General features: G+C 64.9%; 16 protein-coding genes. 15 read left to right on the top strand and 1 reads right to left on the bottom strand.

All coding sequences use genetic code 11. From position 1 onward, the window contains the following. The first annotated feature begins 18 nt into the window (after positions 1–18). From ACCQ06_RS14210 to ACCQ06_RS14140, 15 genes are all read left to right on the top strand, one after another. Entirely contained in the window at positions 19–1,035 is a 1,017-nt protein-coding gene (locus tag ACCQ06_RS14210) for an acyltransferase family protein (RefSeq protein ID WP_316692602.1), read from the top strand. A gap of 67 nt (positions 1,036–1,102) precedes the next feature. Beyond that, positions 1,103–2,245 (top strand): glycosyltransferase family 4 protein, encoded by a 1,143-nt coding sequence (locus ACCQ06_RS14205; protein WP_316686549.1) that lies wholly within the window; start codon positions 1,103–1,105, stop codon positions 2,243–2,245. Further along, on the top strand, positions 2,242–3,291 hold the full coding sequence (locus tag ACCQ06_RS14200) for a glycosyltransferase (protein WP_228325020.1): 1,050 nt from the start codon (positions 2,242–2,244) through the stop codon (positions 3,289–3,291). The genes ACCQ06_RS14205 and ACCQ06_RS14200 overlap by 4 nt, the downstream gene beginning before the upstream one ends. Beyond that, positions 3,288–4,793, top strand: a complete 1,506-nt coding sequence (locus ACCQ06_RS14195; protein WP_104616389.1) for a lipopolysaccharide biosynthesis protein — start codon at positions 3,288–3,290, stop codon at positions 4,791–4,793. The genes ACCQ06_RS14200 and ACCQ06_RS14195 overlap by 4 nt, the downstream gene beginning before the upstream one ends. Before the next feature lie 64 nt (positions 4,794–4,857). Next, positions 4,858–6,063: a GumK N-terminal domain-containing glycosyltransferase gene (locus ACCQ06_RS14190; protein WP_316686547.1), complete on the top strand. Its 1,206-nt coding sequence runs from the start codon at positions 4,858–4,860 to the stop codon at positions 6,061–6,063. A gap of 41 nt (positions 6,064–6,104) precedes the next feature. Next, a complete protein-coding gene (locus ACCQ06_RS14185; RefSeq protein ID WP_316686545.1) occupies positions 6,105–6,899 on the top strand; it encodes a polysaccharide pyruvyl transferase family protein in 795 nt (264 codons plus the stop codon). A gap of 4 nt (positions 6,900–6,903) precedes the next feature. Beyond that, positions 6,904–7,698: a WecB/TagA/CpsF family glycosyltransferase gene (locus ACCQ06_RS14180; protein WP_170068663.1), complete on the top strand. Its 795-nt coding sequence runs from the start codon at positions 6,904–6,906 to the stop codon at positions 7,696–7,698. Between the two features lie 35 nt (positions 7,699–7,733). Beyond that, positions 7,734–8,195 carry a cupin domain-containing protein gene (locus ACCQ06_RS14175; protein WP_104616386.1) on the top strand — a complete coding sequence of 154 codons (462 nt, stop codon included), beginning with the start codon at positions 7,734–7,736 and terminating at the stop codon, positions 8,193–8,195. A 91-nt stretch (positions 8,196–8,286) separates the two neighbouring features. Further along, the gene (locus ACCQ06_RS14170; protein ID WP_104616385.1) at positions 8,287–9,300 is read left to right on the top strand and encodes a TraB/GumN family protein; all 1,014 of its coding nucleotides are present in this window, start codon (positions 8,287–8,289) and stop codon (positions 9,298–9,300) included. A 211-nt stretch (positions 9,301–9,511) separates the two neighbouring features. Then, on the top strand, positions 9,512–10,543 hold the full coding sequence (locus ACCQ06_RS14165; protein ID WP_170068662.1) for a 3-oxoacyl-[acyl-carrier-protein] synthase III C-terminal domain-containing protein: 1,032 nt from the start codon (positions 9,512–9,514) through the stop codon (positions 10,541–10,543). Further along, positions 10,543–11,391 (top strand): MBL fold metallo-hydrolase, encoded by an 849-nt coding sequence (locus tag ACCQ06_RS14160; RefSeq protein ID WP_316686540.1) that lies wholly within the window; start codon positions 10,543–10,545, stop codon positions 11,389–11,391. Before ACCQ06_RS14165 ends, ACCQ06_RS14160 begins: the two co-directional genes overlap by 1 nt. Further along, positions 11,388–12,347, top strand: a complete 960-nt coding sequence (locus tag ACCQ06_RS14155) for an NAD-dependent epimerase/dehydratase family protein (RefSeq protein ID WP_228325026.1) — start codon at positions 11,388–11,390, stop codon at positions 12,345–12,347. Before ACCQ06_RS14160 ends, ACCQ06_RS14155 begins: the two co-directional genes overlap by 4 nt. Further along, complete coding sequence (locus ACCQ06_RS14150; protein ID WP_316686538.1) at positions 12,338–13,492, top strand: glycosyltransferase; 1,155 nt, start codon at positions 12,338–12,340, stop codon at positions 13,490–13,492. The genes ACCQ06_RS14155 and ACCQ06_RS14150 overlap by 10 nt, the downstream gene beginning before the upstream one ends. After that, entirely contained in the window at positions 13,413–14,081 is a 669-nt protein-coding gene (locus ACCQ06_RS14145) for a hypothetical protein (RefSeq protein WP_228325028.1), read from the top strand. The genes ACCQ06_RS14150 and ACCQ06_RS14145 overlap by 80 nt, the downstream gene beginning before the upstream one ends. Next, positions 14,071–15,357 (top strand): glycosyltransferase, encoded by a 1,287-nt coding sequence (locus tag ACCQ06_RS14140; protein WP_316686535.1) that lies wholly within the window; start codon positions 14,071–14,073, stop codon positions 15,355–15,357. The genes ACCQ06_RS14145 and ACCQ06_RS14140 overlap by 11 nt, the downstream gene beginning before the upstream one ends. Positions 15,358–15,762: 405 nt before the next feature. Here ACCQ06_RS14140 and dxs read toward each other — a convergent pair whose 3' ends face one another. Next, a complete protein-coding gene (gene dxs, locus ACCQ06_RS14135) occupies positions 15,763–17,679 on the bottom strand; it encodes a 1-deoxy-D-xylulose-5-phosphate synthase (protein ID WP_316692601.1) in 1,917 nt (638 codons plus the stop codon). Between the last annotated feature and the right edge of the window lie 167 nt (positions 17,680–17,846).

The following is a 17,846-nucleotide window of genomic DNA, read 5'->3' as shown; positions in this document are numbered from 1 at the left end:
GCTGGTCGCGCGCCGGCAATGGCCCGCGATTGGCAGATCGACGCGGCAAAGGCGCTGGCTATCGTGCTGGTGGTGCTGGGGCACGCGAGCGGCATGCCGCCAGCCTACAAACTGTTCGCCTACAGTTTCCATGTGCCGTTGTTTTTCGTGCTTTCCGGCTGGGTCGGCGAGCGCTTCGGACGTCGCGGGTTGAATGTGTCGACGGTGAAAAAGCTGGCGCGGACGTTGCTGGTGCCATACCTGGCGTTTTTCCTGGTGGCGTACGGGCTATGGCTGCTGACGGCCGTGCTCAATCATGCGTTCCAGCAGCCCGGTGCGCGGGCGTGGTGGGACCCGCTCCTCGGCGTGGTCTGGGCCAACGGCACGCGCCTCTACGTGCTGCCGGCGTTGTGGTTTCTACCGGCGTTGTTTGTCACAACGCTGACCTACATCGCATTGCGTGCACGTTTGAGCACGACGGTGGTAGCGGCGCTTAGCGTGCCGATCGCCCTGGCATGGGCGGCATTGTTTCCCTCGTTGCAGCTGCGCTTGCCGCTTGCGCTGGACGTGTTGCCGATTGCCTTGTTCTTTATCGCGTTGGGTGGCTGGCTGTCGCGCTTTGCCGATGCGCTGCGTGCGCTTTCGGCATGGGTGTGGGCGTTGGCGCTGCCTGTCGTCGCAGCGGTATGGTGGCTGCTGGCCGGAGCGAACGGGCAGGTGGACGTGAACAACCTGCTGTTCGGGCAATCGGCTGCGCTGTTCCTGGTGGTGAGTCTGTTGGGGACTGCGATGACGCTGTGCATCGCGTATTTCGTCCGGCACTGGCAGTGGGTGCAGTGGATCGGCACCAACACCTTGCTGATTCTGTGCACGCATACGCTGGTGTTCCTGGTGGTCACCAGCGTGGTTGCGCGCACCGGGGTCGTCGATCGCGGCCTCATCGGCACCCCAATGTGGGCGATGGGACTCAGCGCATTTGCGATCGCCTGCGCGGTGCCGATGCGCGCAGTGCTGGTGCGTAGCGCGCCTTGGATGTTGGGGTTGAAGAGTCAATGACGCAGTTCAAGAATCATCAGCTGTCGCGGCACATGCGTGCGCGTCACTGGCACAGGAGATTGGCGTAATGAAAGTGGTGCATGTCGTCCGCCAATTCCACCCCTCGATCGGGGGCATGGAAGAAGTCGTTCTCAATGTTGCCCGCCAGCATCAGGCCAACAGCGCCGATACGGTGGAAGTGGTGACGCTGGATCGGGTGTTTACCGATCCGGGTGCGCAGCTTGCGCCGCAGGAGACCCATCAAGGTCTGCCGATCCGGCGGATCGGCTATCGCGGTTCGTCGCGCTATCCGCTTGCGCCGTCGGTGCTGGGCGCGATTGGTTCGGCCGATGTGGTGCATCTGCACGGGATCGATTTTTTCTACGACTATCTGGCCTTGACCAAACCGCTGCACGGCAAGCCGATGGTGGTGTCCACGCATGGCGGGTTCTTCCACACTGCGTATGCGTCGCGCATGAAGCAGCTGTGGTTCCAGACACTCACGCGCACCTCGGCGTTGGCGTATTCGCGGGTGATCGCAACCAGCGAAAACGATGGCGATCTATTTGCCAAGGTGGTGTCGCCGGCACGCTTGCGGGTGATCGAAAACGGCGTGGACGTGGAGAAGTATGCGGGGCAGGGTGCGGCCACTGCGGGTCGGACACTGCTGTACTTCGGGCGCTGGTCGGTCAACAAGGGGCTGATCGAGACGCTGGAGCTGCTGAAGGCGATGCTTGCGCGCGATCCGCACTGGCAGCTGATCATCGCCGGCCGCGAATACGATTTGAACGAAGCCGACCTGCGCAAGGCGATTGCCGAGCGCGGGTTGCAGGACAAAGTGCAGCTGAGCATGTCGCCGTCGCAGGAGCAGCTGCGCGCGTTGATGCAGCAGGCGCAGTTTTTCGTCTGCCTGTCGCGCCATGAAGGCTTTGGCATTGCCGCGGTGGAGGCGATGAGCGCGGGCCTGATTCCCATCCTCAGCGATATCCCGCCGTTCGTGCGGCTGGCCAGCGAGTCGGGGCAGGGTGTGATCGTCAACCGCGACAGGATCGAAGCGGCGGCCGACCAGGTGCAGGCGCTCGCGCTGACGGCCGATGGCGACTTCGCAGTGCGTCGTGCGGCGTCGATGGCCTACGTGAGCCGCTACGACTGGAAGCATGTGGTGGGGCGCTACATCGACGAGTACCACAGTGCCCTGGGCACCCCGCGCCCGCAGGAGACGCTGCGATGAGCGCGCTTGCATCGGCATCGATGGCACGTGCGGCGGCCAAGCCGCAGGTCACGGTGTTGTTCTCCACCGAAAAACCCAACGCCAGCACCAACCCGTATCTGACCCAGCTTTACGACGCGTTGCCTGACGCGGTGCAGCCACGTTTCTTCTCGATGCGCGATGCCTTGCTGTCGCGCTACGACGTGCTGCATCTGCACTGGCCCGAATACTTGCTGCGCCATCCCAGCGCGGTGGGCACGTTGGCCAAGCAGGTTTGCGCGGCATTGTTGCTGCTGAAGTTGCAGGTCACCGGCACGCCGGTGGTGCGCACCTTGCATAACCTGGCCCCGCACGAAGATCGCGGTTGGCGCGAGCGTAGCCTGTTGCGCTGGACCGATCGCCTGACGCGCCGCTGGATCCGCATCAACGCCACCACGCCGGTGCGCCCGCCGTTTACCGACACCATCCTGCATGGCCACTACCGCGACTGGTTCGCGACGATGCCGCAAGGCACCACGGTGCCAGGCCGGCTGCTGCACTTCGGTCTGATTCGTCCGTACAAGGGCGTGGAAACGCTGCTGGAGGTGATGCGCGAGGTCAGCGACCCACGCGTGAATCTACGCATCGTCGGTAACCCGGCCACGCCGCAGATGCGCACGCTGGTGGAAGAGGCCAGTGCGCAGGATCCGCGCATCAGCGCATTGCTCGCCTATGTCGAAGAGCCGGTGCTGGCACGCGAGGTCAGCCAGGCCGAGCTGGTAGTGTTGCCGTACCGGCAGATGCATAACTCCGGCACGTTGCTGCTCGCATTGTCGTTGGCGCGCCCGGTGCTGGCGCCGTGGAGCGAATCCAATGCGGCGATTGCCGAAGAAGTGGGGCCGGGCTGGGTGTTTCTGTACGAAGGCGAATTCGACGCGGCGCTGTTGACCGGCATGCTCGACACGGTGCGCGCTGCGCCGCGCGGGCCGACGCCGGATCTGTCGCAACGCGATTGGCCACGCATCGGGCAGCTGCACTACCGCACCTACCTCGAAGCGCTGGGCAAGGATGGAGACGCCGCGCTGTGACCGCAGAAACCCCCACGACGTCCTCTCCCACACCGCCGCCGCAACGCAGCCTCGGCGCGCGCGCTGCCGGCGGAGCAGCGGTGACCATGCTGGGCCAGTCGGCCAAGATGGTCGTGCAGTTCGGCGGCATCATTTTGCTGGCGCGGTTGCTGACGCCCTACGACTACGGGTTGATGGCGATGGTCACCGCGATTGTCGGTGCAGCTGAAATCCTGCGCGATTTTGGCTTGTCGGCGGCCGCGGTGCAGGCCAAACACGTCAGTCGCGAACAGCGCGACAACCTGTTCTGGATCAATAGCGGTATCGGTCTGGTGCTGTCGGTGGTGGTGTTCGCCTCGGCGCATGTGATCGCCAATTTCTACAAAGAGCCGGCACTGGTCACGATCTCGCAGGCGCTTGCGGTGACGTTCCTGATCAACGGCATGACCACGCAGTACCGCGCGCATCTGAGCCGTGGGCTGCGCTTCGGGCAGGTGGCGCTGAGCGATGTGGGCTCGCAAGTGCTGGGGTTGGGCGCGGCCGTCGCCGCTGCGCTGCTGGGCTGGGGCTATTGGGCATTGGTGGTACAGCAGGTGGTGCAGGCGGTGGTCAACCTGGTGATCGCGGGCAGCTGCGCACGTTGGCTGCCCGGAGGCTATCGGCGCGAGGCACCGATGCGCGATTTCATGAGCTTCGGCTGGAACCTGATGGCCGCGCAGTTGCTGGGCTACGCCAGCCGCAATGTGGGGCAGGTGATCATCGGCTGGCGCACCGGGCCCGATGCGTTGGGTCTGTACAACCGCGCGTTCCAGCTGTTGATGATGCCGTTGAACCAGATCAATGCACCGGCGACCAGCGTGGCGTTGCCGGTGCTGTCGCAGTTGCAGGACGACCGCGAGCGTTTCAGCGCGTTTCTGCTGCGCGGGCAGACGGTGATGGTGCATCTGATCGTGGCGCTATTCTCGTTCGCGTGTGCGGTGGCGATGCCGTTGATCGTGCTGGTGCTGGGCGAACAATGGCGCGAGGCGGTGCCGTTGTTCCAGGTGCTCGCGCTGGGCGGTATTTTCCAGACTGCGTCCTACGCCACGTATTGGGTGTTCCTGGCGCGCGGGCTGATGCGCGAGCAGTTGTTGTTCTCGCTGGTCAGCCGCATCGTGCTCATCGCCTGCATCTTCGTCGGTTCGCGCTGGGGTGCGATGGGGGTCGCCATCGGCTATTCGTTCGGGTTGCTGGTGACCTGGCCGATGTCGCTGATCTGGGTCGGCAAGATTTCCGATACGCCGGTGGGTGTGCTGTTCACCAATGCGGTACGCGCGATGGTGGCGTACGGCGTTGCCGGCGTCTGTGCGTATTACGCCTCGATTACTGCCGGCGGTCCGCTATGGCAGCAATTGGCCGCAGGCGCAGCGGCGATGGCTGCAGTGTGCCTGCTGATGCTGGGTATCTGGCCGTCGTTCCGTCGCGACGTGATCTCCATCGTCAACATCCGCAAGTTGCTGAGTCAGGCCAAGGCACGTCGATGAGATCGACATCGTCTTCGCCTGCATTCGGGCATGCTTTCTTCCACTCATTCATAGGACACGGCCCATGAGCGACACACCCGCCGCCGCTGCTTCCGGCATTCGCCGGCCTTGCTATCTGGTCTTGTCCGCACACGATTACCGCACGCCGCGCCGCGCCAACATCCACTTCATCACCGATCAGCTTGCGCTGCGCGGGACGACGCGATTTTTTTCGCTGCGTTACAGCCGCCTGTCGCGGATGAAGGGCGATATGCGGCTGCCGCTGGATGACACCGCCAATACCGTGGTGTCGCACAAGGGCGTGGAGTGCTATCTCTGGCGCACCACGGTGCATCCGTTCAATACGCGCCGGGCGTGGCTGCAGTCTGTCGAAGATGCGATGTTCCGCTGGTATGCCGCACATCCGCCGAAGCAACTGCTGGACTGGATGCGCGAAGCGGATGTCATCGTGTTCGAAAGCGGCATTGCCGTGGCTTTTATCGAACTGGCCAAGCGCACCAATCCCACTGCCAAGCTGGTGTATCGCGCTTCCGATGGATTGAGCACGATCAACGTCGCCTCTTATATCGAACGCGAGTTCGACCGGGTTGCGCCCACCCTGGACGTCATCGCGCTGGTGTCGCCGGCCATGGCCGAAGAGATCGCAAGCCGCGATAACGTCTATCACGTCGGGCATGGCGTGGATCACAACCTGGATCAGCTGGGCGACCCATCGCCGTACGGCGAAGGAATCCATGCGGTGGCGGTAGGGTCGATGTTGTTCGATCCGGAATTCTTCGTCGTTGCCAGCAAGGCGTTTCCGCAGGTCACGTTTCATGTGATCGGGTCGGGCATGGGCCGCCACCCTGGCTATGGCGATAACGTCGTCGTCTATGGTGAAATGAAGCACGTCGAGACGATCGGCTACATCAAGCACGCGCGGTTCGGCATCGCGCCGTATGCGTCGGAGCAGGTGCCGGTGTATCTGGCCGATAGCTCGATGAAGCTGTTGCAATACGACTTTTTCGGCCTGCCTGCGGTGTGTCCGAATGCAGTGGTCGGGCCGTATCAGCAGTCGCGCTTTGGTTACACGCCCGGCAACGCCGATTCGATCGTCGCTGCAATCGGGCAGGCGCTGGATGCGCCGCATGTACGTTACCGCCAATGTTTGAACTGGTCCGACACCACCGACCGTGTGCTGGATCCGGCCGCGTATCCGGAAACCCGTTTGTATCCGCAGCACATCGGCGCAGCCGCGCGTGCTTCCTCGGAGGCCGCGCTCTCGCATTGATGCAGCGCACCTCATCCGTTTGAGACAGGAGACCCCTCTTTATGGCCAACGCTTTGCTGCAGAAGTGGATAGAACACGCAGAACGTCGCGCATTGTTCTGGTGGCAGCCGAAGAACGCTGGCGTCAACATGGGGGATCATCTGTCCAAGGTGATCGTGTCCTGTGTGCTTTCGCTGCAGGACAAGACCCTGATCGAGAAACGCGATCTCAGCAAGAAGCTGATCGCGATCGGTTCGGTGCTGCACTTCGCCAAAGATGGCGACACCGTCTGGGGCAGCGGCATCAATGGCAAGATTCCGGCCGAGCGCAACACCTTTAGCACGCTCGATGTGCGGGCGGTGCGTGGGCCCAAGACCCGTCAATTTCTGCTGGACCGTGGCATCGCAGTGCCGGAAGTCTATGGCGACCCAGGTCTGCTGACGCCGATGTTTTTCCCTGCCGAGGCACTGGGCACGGTCGAAAAGCGTCCGTTCGCCATCGTGCCGCACTTTAACGAACCGGTGGAAAAGTACAGCGCGTACACAGATTACCTGGTGTTTCCCAACGTCAAGCCGGCAACCTTCATGAGCCAGCTGCTGGGTGCCGAGCTGGTGGTGAGCAGCTCGCTGCACGGCCTGATTCTTGCCGAAGCCTATGGCATTCCGGCGGTGTATCTGGACTGGGGCAACGGCGAAGACCGCTTCAAATACGACGATTACTACTACGGCACCGGACGCACGCAGTGGCACGCGGGCAACAACATCGAAGAGTGTCTGAAGCTGGGCGGCAACGGCGCGTTCGATCTGGAAACACTGCAGGCCGGCTTGCTGGCTGCATTCCCCTACGACCTTTGGTGATTCGATGATGCAGGGCCAGCGTGTGGACAGCGAAACAACGACCGTCGCCGCCGTCGACACACCGCCAGGTGTGGTGATTCCGCTAGGTGGGTTTCCGGTGTTGTCCACCACCCAGGAAGCATTCGCGCTGGATCTGTTCCACGCATTGGCCGCGCAACAGCCACGCCGGGTGTTCTTCGCCAACACCAATTTTGTGGTGCAGTGCCAGGCGCTACGGATGCGCATGCGCGAACCCAGCGTGCGGATCGTCAACGATGGCATCGGGATGGACCTGGCGGCGCGGCTGATTCATGGCCGCCGCTTCGCCGGCAACCTCAATGGCACCGATCTGATTCCGTATCTGTGCCGCCAGGCAGCGCAGCCGCTCAAGTTCTTCCTGCTCGGCGGGCGGCCCGGTGTGGGCAAGACCGCTGCCGCCACCTTGACCGGCACGTTGGGGCAGCAGGTAGTCGGTATGTGCGACGGCTACGGCGAATTTGCCGCCGCGGGCGAAGGCCTTGCCGAGCGCATCAACCGCTCCGGCGCCGATGTGCTGCTGGTGGCGTTCGGCAACCCGTTGCAGGAACGCTGGATTCTCGATCACAGCCAGGCGCTGCGCGTGCCGCTGGTGTTCGGCGTCGGTGCGCTGCTCGACTTTTTGTCCGGCACCGCCAAGCGCGCGCCGGACTGGGTGCGCCGGCTGCATCTGGAATGGATGTATCGCTTGCTCAACGAGCCGCGCCGTCTGCTCAAGCGCTACAGCTGGGACCTGCTGGTGTTCTTCCGTACCTGTCTGCGCGCGGGCAAGCACCTGCCCTGATGCATGGCGGCGGCGTCTGGGCTTAGCATGCACGCATGCATCCGACCGCCGCCGCCCTGATCCGCTCGCTCGACCTGTCGCCGCATCCGGAAGGCGGGCACTTCCGCCGCGTGTATGCCTCCGAGCGTCAGATCAGCGACAACGGCCGGTCCCGCCCTGCGCTGACCGCGATCCGTTTTTTGCTCGCTGCCGGCGAATGCAGTGCCTGGCATCGTGTCGATGCCGAGGAAAGCTGGCACTGGCAACAAGGCGATGCGCTGGAATTGCTGATTTACGACGAGGCCAGCGGGCAGCTGCAACGCTTGATGCTGGACGCCGCCGACCGTGGCGAACCGATGCAGGTGGTTCCCGCAGGGCAGTGGCAGGCGGCACGTTCGCTGGGCGAGTTCACCCTGGTCGCTTGCACCGTGTCGCCGGGATTCGTGTGGGAGGGATTTGCGCTGCTCGACGCCACCTCGCCATTGGCCACCCACCTGGCAACACTCACCCCACGCTGATCGATCGCGGCGCCGCGTGCGGCCGAACGCTTCCCTAACGCGGCGCGAGCGGGCTTGGCGTACTGTCCGCCTCAAACAGGGGCGACATGTGATGCGATACAGGCCAACGTTATGGGGCGCCGGCGTGATGCTGGCATCGATGCTGGCGACGGCCAGCGAGACCGCGCCGCAAACAGCGGCCGCGCCACCGCCGGTGGTCGACCTGGAGGCGATGGTGGTGCGTGGCGTGCAGCCCGGCCCTGGCTTGTGGAAGGTCAGCAAGGGCGACCACGTGTTGTGGATCCTCGGCACCTTGTCGCCATTGCCGAAACGCCTGCAATGGCAGTCGGCCGAGGTGGAAACCATCATCGGCCAGTCCCAGCAGGTACTGATGGCGCCAACCGTGCAGGTCGATGCGGACATGGGCTTCTTCGGCAAGCTGACCTTGCTGCCATCGGCGATGAAGGCGATGAAGAACGAAGACGACCGCGAACTGCGCGATGTGTTGCCTGCCGAGTTGTATGCGCGGTGGAGTGTGGCCAAGGCGCGCTACATCGGCAGCGATCGTGGCGTGGAGCGCAAACGCCCGATGCTGGCGGCCGGCGAGTTGTATCAGGCGGCGATCAAGCGCTCCGGCCTGGCCCGTTCGCCGGTGATCTGGTCGGTGGTAGAACGTGCCGCCAAGCGCGCAGGCATCAAGCCCACGCCAACCGCGCTGGACTACAAGATCAAGGACCCGCGTCAGGCGCTCAAGGAGTTCCGTGCCGGCGGCATGGACGACACCGCCTGCTTTCGCAGCATCCTGGTGACGGTGGAGCGCGATCTGCCGACCATGGTCGAGCGTGCCAACGCCTGGTCGGTGGGCGATATCGAGGCCTTGCGTCAATTGCCGCGCGAAGATCCGCAAGCGGCGTGCATGAGCGCGATGGCCAGCTCCGGCGCCGCCAGAAAACGCGGCATCGACGATCTGGAGCGGCGCATGCGCGAACATTGGCTCGGCATCGCCACTACCGCGCTGCAACGCAACCGCAGCACCTTCGCGGTGCTGCCGATCAGCCGCATGACCGCGCCGGACGGCTATCTGGCGCGATTGCAGGCGCTGGGGTACGAGGTAGAAGCGCCTTGAGCGACCGCCATCGCGCATGAGCTCGTCGTAGAGCTGCCGGCGGGGCGAGGGGGCGCAGGGATTGCGACGTGTGGCGCTGGTCGCAGTGCACCGGCTCGTCAGTCGCCGCCGGGCGGCAGTTACGCGACCGCTGCTTCGGTCATCGTTCGTTCGTGCGCACCGCTGCTTCATCGCTGTCACCTCGGGTTAGGCCAGCCCAGCCAGCCACGGTATGCTGCGCGCCTTGTTCACTGAGAGCTCCGCGTTGAACGCACTGCCGCTGCGCATCCTCGGTACCGGGCGCCACCTCCCGGCCAGGGAAGTCACTTCGCACGCGCTGGACGCGCGCTGGCAGTTGCCGGCCGGCACCACCTTTGCGCGCCTGGGTGTCGCCACGCGCCATTACGTGGGCGAGGGCGAGACCGCATCGTCGATGGGGGCCGCCGCCGCACAGCAGGCACTGGCCAACGCGGGCATCGACAGCAGCCAGATCGATTGCCTGATCTCTGCCTGCAGCGTGATGGAGCAGCCCATTCCGTGCCAGGCGGTGCTGATCCAGCGCGCACTGGGGCTGGGCGATTCCGGCATCCCTGCCTTCGACGTCAATGCAACCTGCCTGAGCTTTGTGGTTGCGCTGGACATGGCCGCCAATGCGCTGGCGCTGGGCCGCTACCGACGCGTGCTGATCGTTTCCAGCGAAGTCGCATCGGCCGGCCTGGACGAGGCAGTACCGGCCACCGCCGGTCTGTTCGGCGATGGCGCCGCGGCCGTGGTGGTCGGGCGCAGCAGCGCCGATGATGGCTCGGCCTTGCTGTCCAGTCGCCTGTCCAGTTATGGCAGCGGCGCAGATGTCTGCCGCATTCGCGGCGGCGGAACCCGCGCAGCGCATGAGCAGGACAGTGCAGTCGACGCATCGCGCGCATTCTGGATGGATGGGCGCAGCGCCTACCGCTTTGCCGCGCGGCAGCTGCCGGCGTTCTGGGAACAGTTGCTGCACGATGCCGGCATCACCGCGGCGCAACTGCGCTATCTGGTACCGCATCAGGCCTCCGGTGGCGGCCTGGATCACGTGGTGCGCGCGCTGGGGCTACGCAGCGATCAGGTCGTGCGCATCCTGCACGCCACCGGCAACCAGGTAGCCGCTTCGCTCCCGCATGCCTTGCATCACGCCTGCGTCGATGGGCAACTGCAGCGCGGCGAAGTGTTTGCGCTACTCGGCACCGGCGCCGGTCTGGCGATCGGCGGCATGGTGTTGCGCTACTGATGCGCGTGCGCGTTTCTCTCGAACTGTTGCGCGTCGGCCACTGCCGGCATTGCGAGCGCATGGTGCGTGCAGACGGCCATTGGCATGCGGTGGAATTTCCCGCGTTGAGCGTGTTGATCCGGCATCCGCAACGCGGAGCGATGCTCTACGACACCGGCTACGCCACGCATTTTTTCCAGGCCACCGATCCCTGGCCGGAGCGCCTGTACCGCTGGACCACCCCGGTGACCTTGCCCACGCACGAAACCCTGCGCGCGCAGCTGGCACGTCGCGACCTGCAGCTGGACGACATTGCCTGGTGCCTGATTTCGCATTTCCACGCCGACCACGTGGGCGGTTTACGCGATCTGCCAAACGCACGCTTCCTCTGTCTGCGTGCGGACTACCAGCAACTGCGCAGTTGCTCGCGCCTGGGGGGATTGCGCCGTGCCTTGCTGCCGCAGCTACTGCCGGAAGATTTCGATCAACGCCTGCAGTTTGCCGAGCAGGCGCCGCAGCGCGAGCTGAGCAGCGCCTGGAAGGGCCTGGGCACCGCATACGATCTGTTCGAAGACGGCAGCGTGCTTGCCGTGCCGTTGCCCGGCCACGTACCCGGACAAATGGGCCTGTGGCTACGCGACCAGCATGACCGCGAGGTGCTGCTCTGCGCAGATGCGGTGTGGTCGTCGGCCACCTGGGCAACGTTGCAGTGGCCGGCGTGGCCCACGCATTTGCTGATGCACGACTGGAGCGCGTTCCGGCGCACCGTGCAGCAGTTGCATGGGTTGTCGCAGGCGCATCCGGAGCTGGCGATCCTGCCCTCGCATTGCCAACCCAGTCTTGACCGTTACCAACCGGAGTGGCGATGAGCCTGCGCATTCTCGTGACCGGCGCATCCGGTTTTGTCGGCGGCGCGTTCCTGCGCCGTTTCCAGGGGCAAGCCGGTGTGGAGATTCACGGCATCGGGCGTCGTGCCAGCGAATTACCCAACTATCACCGCATCGATCTGAGCCAACCGTTTTCGCTGGACTGGCGGCCGGATGTGGTGATCCACGCGGCGGCACTGGCATCCCCGTGGGGGAGTCGCGCGCAGTTCCAGCTGCACAACGTGCATGCCACCGCCAATGTCATCGATTTCTGCATGCGCAACGGCTGCCCACGGTTGCTGTACGTGTCCTCCAGCTCGGTGTTTTACCGCGAGGCGCATCAATACGATCTGGATGAAGACAGCCCCATCGGCCCGCACTTCGTCAACACCTACGCCCACACCAAATACCTCGGCGAAACCTTGCTGGAGCGCTATCCGGGTCAGACATCGGTGTTGCGCCCGCGCGCGGTATTCGGGCCGGGCGACACGGTGTTGTTCCCGCGTGTGATCGCCGCTGCGCGCAAGGGCGCGTTGCCGCGCTTTGTCGGCCAGACCCAGCCGGTGATCGGCGATCTGATCTATATCGACACGCTCTGCGACTACCTCTACCGCGCGGCCACTGCACCGCAACTGCAGCGCGCCTACAACCTCACCAACGCGCAGCCGGTGGATCTGCAGCAAACGGTGCTGGATGTGCTGACGCGCCTGCAACTGCCGTTGCCGCAACGCGAAGTGCGCATCGGTACCGCGCTGCGCATGGCCAGCGTGGTGGAAGGTCTTTATCGCGTGCTGCGGTTACGCAGCGAGCCGCCGATCACGCGGTTTGGCGTCGGTGCGTTCGCCTACTCCAAGACCTTCAATCCGCAACGCACGCTTGCCGATCTTGGGGCGCCCAGCGTGGGCGTGGAAGACGGCATCGAGGCCTTCGTGCGCTGGCAGGCGGCGCAATGGGTGTAGCCGTGCTCGCCTTGGCCGCGCTGTATCTGAGCCTGCTGGTGGTGAAGGCGGGCGCGGCGCTGTGGGTCATGCGTGACGCGCGCGCACGGCCAGCACGCGGGCTTGCCGCTACCCAGGCCGAGGTGGCAATCCTGCAGCCGATCCTTGGCGGCGATGCGCATTTGCACAGCGTGCTGGCGGCCAATCTGCAGGCGCTGCCGCACGCGCAGTTCTGGTGGCTACTGGACGCGGACGATGTGGCGGGGAATTCGGTCGCAGATGCATTGGTCGTGGAATATCCGCAGGTGCGTATCACACGGATGCTGGTGCCCGCAGCGCCGGCCAACATCAATCCCAAGGCGTGGAAGCTCGAGTACGTGCTTGCCCAGGTGCAGGCGCCGATCTGTCTGATCCTGGACGACGATGCGCAGCTGAGCGAAGCCGCCCTGGTGCAGCTGTTGCAGGATCTGAGCCATGCCGACGTGGTGACCGCATTGCCGTACTACTGCGACAGCGATACCTTGGCCGGCCGCCTGCTGTCGCAGTTCGTCAACAACAATGCCGCGCTCACCTATCTCGGCTGGCTGCCGTTCGCCGCGCCGCTGACCATCAACGGCATGTGCTACGCCGCGCGCACGGCGCAACTGCGTGCCTGGGGCGGCTTTGCCACGTTGCTGGAGCAACTGACCGACGATCTGGCGGTTGCCACGCTGGTGCGCGAACGCGGCGGGCGCCTGTGGCAATCCACGGCGCCAGTGGCGATGCGCACTGCAATGCCGGATCTGCACAGCTACGCGCGGCAGATGCATCGCTGGATGTTGTTCGCCTTGATCCTGCTTCGGCAACAACGTGTGCGCACGCGCAGTGCCATCGGTCTCTTGCAGGGCTTGCCGCCGCTCTTGCTGGTTGCAATATCGATCGGCGCCTGCCTCTGGCCTTCGTGGTGGGTGCTGGCAGGTGTTGTTGCCACGGTGGTGCTGCGTGCGTTGCTGTTGTGCGCCGTGCAATGGCGCGCGACCGGTGCACTGCGGCATCGCCCGCTGTTGTCGCTGTGCGCCGAGTGTCTGCAACCGCTGCATCTGCTGCATGCCGCGTTGGTGCGCACCATTCGCTGGCGCACCCGCCGGTACCGCGTGTTATCGAACGGGTGCTTTCGTGCGCAGTGACGCCGCGCTGCTGCAGATCGCCTTCCTGACCGGGCAAAGCGACCCGACACGTTGCGCCTTGAGTGCAGAACAACACGAATTTCTGCACGCGCTGCAAGGCGCGCGCCGACGATTGATCGCGTGCAATTACCCGTACTGGCCGGACAGTGCCCCGCATCGGCGCACGCCGCTATGGCGTGCGAGTCTGTCCAACGCGCGCCACTATCTGCAGGCGCGTGCCGGTCGCGTTGCAGAGGCCGAGCGCGTGCGGGTCGGTGCACTGTTGCAGCAGGCGCCGATGACGGTACTGCTGGCCGGCAGTTGCGGGCTGCAGTTGCTGACAGCACTGCAGTTGCCGCAGGCGCTACGCGCGCGGCTGGCCGTGTTTGCATACGGCCCGGTTTGTCGCACGCCTGCGACATTCGGTGACTTGCGGGTGGTGCAAGGGCAGGGCGACTGGATCTCACGCGCGTTGTTCGATGCTACGGTTGAGCTGACGCCGGCCTGCGGTCACATGGACTATCTGCGCGATGCAGCGGTGCTAGCCAGCTGCCAGGCCTTTGTTGCCGAGGTCGAGCACACCCTGCGGAGCAGCGCGGATGCGGATTGATCTGATCGCGCCGCCGTACAGTGGTCATCTGCATCCGATTCTGGCCATTGCGCGTCAACTCGCGGCCCGGCATGACGTCCAGGTCATCAGCACCCCGGCGGCGCAGGCGCGTATCGCTGCCTGCGGGGTGCACGCGGCAAGCGTGCTGGACGCGCAGGCCGATCGCGTCTTGCTGCAGATCGCCAACCCACCACACGCCGTGGGCCATCACCCGTTGCGTCTACGCCGACAGCTGCACGATGCGCTCGGCCTGATGGCACGTGTGGGCACTGCACTGCAGCAGCGCTGGAGCGAGCGACGGCCGGATCTGGTCATCGTCGATTTCACCCTGCCCAGCGCCGGGCTGACAGCGCAGGCCATGGGGATTGCGTGGTGGACCAGCATGCCGTCGCCTTGCGTGATCGAAACCTCCGACGGCCCCCCCGCCTATTTCGGTGGGTTGCTGCCTGCAACCCACCTGCGTCAGCGTGCCTGGCATGCGCTGGCGCGGCGGCTCACCCGCGGATTCAAGCGCAGCCTGCATGCCTGCTATCGGCGCCAGATGCGCGCCTGCGGCTTGCCGGCGCTCTACCGAAGCGATCGCAGCGAGGCGGTGTATTCGCCGCAGTGCATTCTGGCGTTGGGGCTGCCGTCGTTCGAATTCGCGCAGCGCTGGCCGGCGGCGCTGCGCTTCGTGGGGCCGCAGTTGTGCACGCCGCCTTCCACGGTGGTAGCACCCCAATTCGTCCCTGGTCATCGGCATGTGCTGATCACGCTGGGCACGCATCTGCAATGGGTCAAGCAGCGCATGGATGGCGTGCTGCGCGCGCTGGCGCCGCAGTTTCCCGAGGTGATCTTTCACTTCAGCGATGGCGATACGAGTGCGCCTTACCAGCCAGGGCAGGGCAATTATCTGAGACTGCCGTATGTGGATTATGCGCAGCATCTGCATCGCTACGATCTGGTCGTGCACCACGGTGGTGCCGGCATTGTGTATGCCTGCCTGGCCGCGGGATTGCCGTCGATCGTGTATCCGCTGGACTACGACCAGTTCGATCATGCGGCGCGTCTGCACGCCGCAGGCGCCGCAACATGGCTGCGCGAGCTGAGTGCATTGCCGCAGGTGCTGAGCGAGGCGCTGACGGCGGCGGGGCCGCCCTCGGGCGTGCTGCGCCTGCAGGCGGAGTTGCAGCAGGTCGCTGTGCAGGCGCGCATCGTGCGGCTGGTGGAGGCCTTCGCGCAGACGGGAACTGAACCGAGCGACGACGGCATCGACGGCATTGCAGCCCAGGTGTGATGCATCGCCTGCGTTGATTGTGAGGATGCAATGCGCATTGGTGCAGCTGCTTATGAAAGCGATGCTTCTTTCAATGCGTTAGCTTCGTCGCTGTCGCTGTCGCTGTCGCTGTCGCTGTCGCTGCGGATGCCGGTGACCGAGTCGCGCAGGGTCTGCAGGCGGATAGCGAACCGGTGCGATGTATCCGTCGCCGCGCAGGCGTCGCATCGAGATCATCCATCGCACGCTGGACACAGCACACGCAGAACGCATCGCACGCCTTGGCGTGGCTAACACACTGATGCGAGCAATCGTCGTTCGACCAACATCTGCGCGAGCAGGTCGCGCGCACCGATCATCTGAAAATCGCGCTTACCAAGCGTACCCACACGACCGGCGAACCCGGTCGTGTGGGTGGCGCCGCGCTTAACCTGCAGCAGCGTTACGCGGTGCGGTGCTACCGGCCATCAGTTGCGGCCAACGCTTGAGCACGGCGGCGCGGATGCCGGCCTGGTCGATGCCGGCTTCGGCCAGCAGGTCTTCGCGGCTGGCGTGATGCTGGAAGCTGTCCGGCAGGCCCAGGTGCAGCATGGGCATGGTGATCGCTTCGGCATTGAGCAGTTCGGCCACGCCCGAGCCGGCGCCACCGGCGACGACGTTGTCTTCGATGGTGACGAAGCAATCGTGGGTCTTGGCCAGCTCCAGCAGCAGCGCCTTGTCCAGCGGTTTGACGAAGCGCATGTTGACCACGCTCAGTCCCAGTTCGCGGCCGACCGCTTCTGCTGCTTCCACGGTGACACCAAAGCCTAGCAGCGCGATGCGCGTGCCGCTGTGGCGCAATTGCGCCTTGCCGATCGGCAGGGTGGTCAGCGCTGCGTCGAGCGCTACGCCGGGGCCGGTGCCGCGCGGGTAGCGCACTGCCGCCGGGCCTTCGTAACGCACACCGGTACTCAGCATCTGGCGGCACTCGGCTTCGTCGGCCGGTGCCATCACCACCATGTGCGGCACGCAGCGCAGGAAGCTCAGATCGAGATTTCCGGCATGGGTGGCGCCATCGGGGCCGACCACGCCGCCGCGATCGATCGCGAACAAGACATCCAGTTTCTGCACCGCCACGTCGTGCACCAGCTGGTCGTAACCGCGTTGCAGGAAGGTGGAATAGATCGCCACCACGGGCTTGGCGCCCTGGGTCGCCATGCCGGCGGCCAGCGTGACCGCGTGCTGCTCGGCAATGGCCACATCGAAGTAGCGCTGCGGGTATTCCTTGCTGAAACGCACCAGGCCCGAGCCTTCGCGCATCGCCGGGGTGATCACCAGCAGCTTGGGCTCGGCGGCGGCCATGTCGCAGACCCAGTCGCTGAAGACATCGGTGTAGGTCGGCTTCTTGGCGCCGGTCTTGGCCACCAGTCCCTTGCTTGGATCGAACGGGCCGACCGCGTGATAGCCGATCTGGTCGCCTTCGGCCAGCTCGTAGCCCTTGCCCTTGGTGGTGATCACGTGCAGCAGCTGCGGACCCTTGAGGGTCTTCAGCGTCTTGAGCGCGCCGACCAGGCCGGGCAGGTCGTGGCCATCGATGGGGCCGGTGTAATGGAAGCCCATTTCCTCGAACAGCGTGGAGGGCACGAACATGCCTTTCCAGTGTTCTTCCCAGCGCCGCACGAAGCGCGCAGTGGGGTTGTTCTTCTTGTCGCCGAGGATCTTCTTGCCGCCTTCGCGGATGGCGTTGAGCGTGCGGCTGCCGCTGGCGCGGCCCAGCATCTTGGTCAACCCGCCCACCGCTTCGGAGATCGACATACGGTTGTCGTTGAGGATCACCAGCAGGTTGGGTTCCGGGTCCATGCCGCCAGCGTGGTTGAGCGCCTCGTAGACCATGCCGGCGGTCATCGCGCCATCGCCGATCACCGCAACGACCTTACGGTCGTCGCCATTGCGCTGCGCGGCGATGGCCATGCCGAGCGCGGCCGAAATCGAGGTGGACGAATGGCCCACGCCGAAGGTGTCGTAGATGCTTTCTTCGCGCTTGGGAAACGGCGCCACGCCGTCCTTCTGCTTGACCGTATGAATCTGGTCGCGACGGCCGGTGAGGATCTTGTGCGGGTAGGTCTGATGCCCGACGTCCCACACCAGCTGATCGACCGGGGTCTGATACAGGTAGTGCAGGGCGACGGTGAGTTCGATCACGCCCAGGCCCGCCGCGAAATGCCCGCCGCTTTTGCCGACCGATTCGATGAGATAGGCACGCAGCTCCTCGGCGATCGCCGCAAGCTCGGCTTCGTCGAAGCTGCGAAGATCGTCGGGGGTCTGGATGCGGGACAGACGCGGGTAGCGGGTGGAGTCGATCATCATCGTGTCAATGTTCTGAAGCTATATTGTCCTCCCCATGCGAAGGCCCGGCAAGCAAACCGGTTCAGCTGTCAGCGGGTGGTGATGGTCGGGCGCACCGTCGCTGCTGGCCTGCGCGGGCGTTGCTGCTGCCTGCGGCAATCTGCCGCACCCTGGAGGCGGTACGT

The sequence above is a fragment of the Xanthomonas sp. NCPPB 4467 genome (assembly GCF_041475665.2).
Taxonomy (GTDB): Bacteria; Pseudomonadota; Gammaproteobacteria; order Xanthomonadales; family Xanthomonadaceae; genus Xanthomonas; species Xanthomonas dyei.
Note: the sequence above shows the minus strand (reverse complement) of the source record. Positions and strands in the feature narration are given on the sequence as shown.